At 39.9% G+C, this 4,684-nt stretch carries 3 protein-coding genes; all 3 read left to right on the top strand.

Features of this window, described 5'->3' with window-relative positions; translation table 11 throughout:
• The coding region (locus RT445_RS10035) for an ATP-binding protein (protein WP_313470488.1) at positions 1-194 on the top strand (194 nt) is incomplete at its 5' end.
• Positions 195-426: 232 nt separating this feature from the next.
• Complete coding sequence (locus RT445_RS10030) at positions 427-3,252, top strand: 2-oxoglutarate dehydrogenase E1 component (RefSeq protein WP_274797152.1); 2,826 nt, start codon at positions 427-429, stop codon at positions 3,250-3,252.
• An 89-nt stretch (positions 3,253-3,341) separates the two neighbouring features.
• Positions 3,342-4,595, top strand: a complete 1,254-nt coding sequence (odhB, locus tag RT445_RS10025; protein ID WP_313470487.1) for a 2-oxoglutarate dehydrogenase complex dihydrolipoyllysine-residue succinyltransferase — start codon at positions 3,342-3,344, stop codon at positions 4,593-4,595.
• Positions 4,596-4,684: the final 89 nt, after the last annotated feature.

Here is a 4,684-nt window from a genome sequence, read left to right as displayed (position 1 = left end):
CACAAGACAATATTCCGTTTATTTTTGATCGTTTTTATCGCGTGGATGAGGCAAGAAATCGTCAAATTGGTGGAACTGGCTTAGGGCTAAGTATTTCGAAGATGTTACTTGAAAAATACAATGCAACAGTAGAAGTCAAGAGTGAGGTTAATATTGGAACCGTTTTCTTCTTGAAAATCCCGCTAAAATATTAAGAAAAATGCACGCTTTATTTCATTATTCCATCCTTTGCGAAAAAAATTGCTTAATTTGCTAAAAAGAGTTGTATTTTTTGTGAAGAGTAGTAAGATTGAGATGGAAAAAACGTTCTTTAAAATATGGAAAAGTAGTGTGAAACATTCTTTTAAAGAACGGCTAAATATTATATAATTAATTGCAATTTAATTAATGGAACTGCCGAAAGGCAAAATTTGGAGGTCATTTTTCATGTCGAACAACGTTACAACTGTAAGTTCTCCATGGTCAGCTTTCTCTGGTCCTAACTTAGGATATGTGATGGAGCAATACGACTTATTCTTACAGTCTCCTGAAGAAGTAGAACCGGAGTTAGTATCTTTATTCCAACAATTTGGTGCACCAGTAGTAGTAGAAGGTGAAGTAGCTGTAGCTAGTCATACAGCAGCGGCTCCTGCTGGCGATTACAAAAAAGTGTTAGCCGCTGTAAAATTAGCAGACACAATCCGTACACGCGGTCATTTAGCGGCAGATATTTATCCACTGAAAAACCGTGAACTACAAACAGCTCAAATTGAAGAAAGCGCGTTCAACTTAAGCGCTGCAGATTTAGCTGAAATTCCTGCAGCAATCTTCTTCAAAGATGTGCCAGCAAACGTGAAAAATGGTAAGGATGCAATTGACTATTTAAAAGCTATTTATACAGATAAAGTAGCATTTGAATATGGTCACGTAGTAGCTACAGAAGAACGTGATTGGATTCAAGCGCAAATCGAATCAGGCTTATTTAAACAAGCATTATCTCCTGATGAGAAAAAAGCCTTATTAGATCGTTTAACTCGCGTTGAAAATTTCGAGAAATTTATTCATAAAACTTTTGTAGGACAAAAGCGTTTCTCTGGTGAGGGCTTAGATACGCAAATCGTTCTTTTTGATGAAATCATTAAAACAGCAGAAGCGAAAAACGTGGAAAACGTACGTATTGGTATGGCACACCGTGGTCGCTTAAATGTTTTAACTCACATTTTAAATAAACCGTATGACATGATGTTCTCTGACTTTGCACATGTTTCTAATGATTTATTTATGCCAGAACATGGTCGCCTTGAAATCACAAAAGGTTGGACAGGTGATGTTAAATACCACATGGGTGCTTCTTACAACCGTGAATCAGGTATGAATGTGAAATTGGCTTACAACCCTTCTCACTTAGAAGTTGGAAATCCAGTGGTACTTGGTGCGACTCGTGCAACACAAGATGATACGTCTAAACCAGGTCAACCTGTTTTCGATCGTACAAAAGGCTTAGGCATTCTTGTACATGGTGACGCTGCATTCCCAGGTCAAGGGATTGTAACGGAAGTGTTAAACTTCGCTAAAACAGAAGGCTTTACAACAGGTGGTACAATCCACATTATCGCAAACAATATGATCGGGTTCACAACTGAACATTATGATTCTCGTTCTTCTGTGTACTCTTCTGACCCTGCTAAAGGCTATGAAGTACCAGTAATCCATGTGAACGCGGACAGCCCAGAGGCAGTGGCACAAGTGGGTCGCTTTGCAGCTAACTACCGTCAAACATTTGGCAAAGATATTATCGTAGACCTAGTAGGTTACCGTCGTCATGGTCATAATGAAACAGATGACCCAACTGTAACAAACCCAGAAACATATAAATTAGTTTCAAAACATGAAACAGTACGTGCATTATATGGTGCACAATTAGTGGCAGAAGGTCTTGTATCTACTGATGATGTAGCAGCTTTAGATACAGCTATCTATGCAGAAATGCAAGCAGCCTATGACCATGTAAAAGAAATGGCAGATAAAGATGATCATCATCAATTAGAAATGCCAGAAGAATTAAAAGTAGATTTCCCACAAATTGATACAGCGGTTGGTGCGGAACGTTTAGAAAAAATCAATGAAGAGCTACTAGTGTTTGAAGAAAACTTTGAGCCTCAGAAAAAGCTTGGTAAAATTTTAGAAAAACGTCGTGATGCTTATGCGTCAGCAAAAATCGACTGGGGTCATGCGGAAACTTTAGCATATGCAACAATTATCCAAGATGGCACACCAGTACGTTTTACAGGTCAAGATGCACAGCGTGGTACATTCTCTCAACGTCACTTAGTACTACATGATAAAAACAATGGCAATGTATTCACACCACTTCACCATATTTCTGGTGCGAACGCATCCTTTACAGTACACAACTCACCACTGACAGAAGCAGGGGTAGTAGGCTTTGAGTATGGTTACAACCTAGAAAACAGCCATGTATTAACTGTCTGGGAAGCACAATTCGGTGACTTTGCGAATATGGCGCAAGTGATGTTTGATAACTTTATTTCAGGGGCACGCTCTAAATGGGGTCAAAAATCTGGCTTAGTGATCCTTTTACCACATGGTTATGAAGGTCAAGGTCCAGAGCACTCTTCAAGCCGTATGGAACGTTATTTACAAATGTCAGCTGAAAATAACTGGTTTGTAGCAAACTGTTCAAACGCAGGCAACTACTACCACTTATTACGCCGTCAAGCAGCGTTATTAGGTACTGAAGGGGTACGTCCACTTGTAGTCGTATCACCAAAATCATTATTACGTCATCCATTAGCAGCCGCTAATGCTGAGCAATTAGCAAATGGTTCATTCCAAGAAGTGATTGAACAACCAGGTTTAGGTGCTAAACCAGAAGCTGTAGAACGCATCGTTTTAGGTACAGGTAAAGTGATGATCGATTTAGCCGATCGCGTGAAAGACGGAGAAGGCTTCGATCACTTACACATTATTCGTGTAGAACAACTTTACCCATTCCCAAAAGAGCAAGTTGCTGGTATTATTGCTAAGTATCCTAATGTGAAAGAAATTGTTTGGGTACAAGAAGAACCTAAAAACCAAGGCTCATGGAATTATGCATTAGAAACATTATATGAACTTTCAGAAGGTAAAAAGCTTCGCTATGTAGGTCGTCCTGCAATGAGCTCAACTTCTGAAGGGGACGCAGATTCTCATAAAGCTGCACAATCGGCATTAATTGAAGAAGCAGTTGCTGAGCCAGTAAAGGTTAAATAATCACATATAAATATTGAAACCGGGCTACTTGCCCTTAAGCGGTAGCCCTTCTATGTGCGTAAGCACGTTAATCAAAGGAGGAAATGAAAGTGGCTGAAATTAAAGTCCCTGAATTAGCAGAATCGATTACAGAAGGTAGTATCGCACAGTGGGTTAAAAAAGTGGGCGATCGCGTTGAAAAAGGTGAATTCATCGTTGAACTTGAAACAGATAAAGTAAACGCTGAAATCATTTCTGAAGAAGCAGGTGTATTAACACAAATTTTAGCTGAAGAAGGCGATACTGTACTAGTTGGTCAAGTTATCGCAGTAGTAGAAGCAGGCGAAGGCGCAGCACCTGCACCAGCAGCGGCTCCAGCTGAAGCAGCTCCAGCTCCAGCAGCACCACAAGCAGCTCCTGCACCAGCGGCAGCAGCTCCAGTAGTAGAAGAAACTTCTGGTGAGCGTGTTATCGCATCTCCAGCAGCACGTCGTCTTGCACGTGAAAAAGGTATTGACCTTGCAGCAGTATCTCCAGTAGATCCACAAGGTCGCGTACGTGTACAAGATGTAGCAGCACACGGAACTGCACCAGCGGCAGCAGTAGCACCTACACCAGTAGTAACTACAGGTGGCCCAGTTGTATTCACACCAGCAGCTAATTCTGATCGTGTAACAATTGAAAAAATGAGCCGTCGTCGTCAAACATTTGCAAAACGTTTATTAGAAGTTAAACAATCAACAGCTATGTTAACAACATTCAACGAAATTGACATGACAAACATCATGGCACTTCGTAAACGTAAACAAGAAGAGTTTGTGAAAGCAAACGACATCAAACTTGGTTTCATGTCATTCTTCACAAAAGCTGTTGTTGCAGCACTGAAAAAATACCCATACGTAAACGCTCAAATCGTTGGCGATGAAATTCATTTAAATAACTTCTTCGATATCGGTATCGCTGTATCAACTGAAGAAGGTTTAGTAGTACCAGTTGTACGTGATGCAAACAGCAAAAACTTCGCTGAAATCGAAAAAGATATTGCTAACTTAGCGACAAAAGCTCGTGATAAAAAATTAGGCTTAAATGATATGGCTGGTGGATCATTCACAATCACAAACGGTGGTGTATTCGGTTCATTAATGTCAACACCAATTATGAACGGTACTCAAGCTGGTATTTTAGGTATGCATTCTATTGTTAACCGTCCAGTTGCTGTAAATGGGGAAGTTCAAATCCGTCCAATGATGTATGTAGCACTTTCTTACGATCACCGTATCATCGATGGAAAAGATTCAGTAGGATTCTTAAAAACAGTTAAAGAATTAATTGAAAACCCAGAAGATTTATTATTAAATTCATAATACCATTAAACCCTGCGAACAATGTTCAGCAGGGTTTTTTTGTATCTTTTGAAAACCCCTTGCTATGCGAGGGGTTCCAAAGGGCTTCT

Source organism: Lysinibacillus sp., assembly GCF_032093475.1.
Classification (GTDB): domain Bacteria; phylum Bacillota; class Bacilli; order Bacillales_A; family Planococcaceae; genus Lysinibacillus; species Lysinibacillus irui.
Note: the sequence above shows the minus strand (reverse complement) of the source record. Positions and strands in the feature narration are given on the sequence as shown.

Bases quoted from the DNA above. Each gene is read 5' to 3' on its own strand.
- RT445_RS10030 (WP_274797152.1), top strand. From the start codon at position 427: ATGTCGAACAACGTTACAACTGTAAGTTCTCCATGGTCAGCTTTCTCT.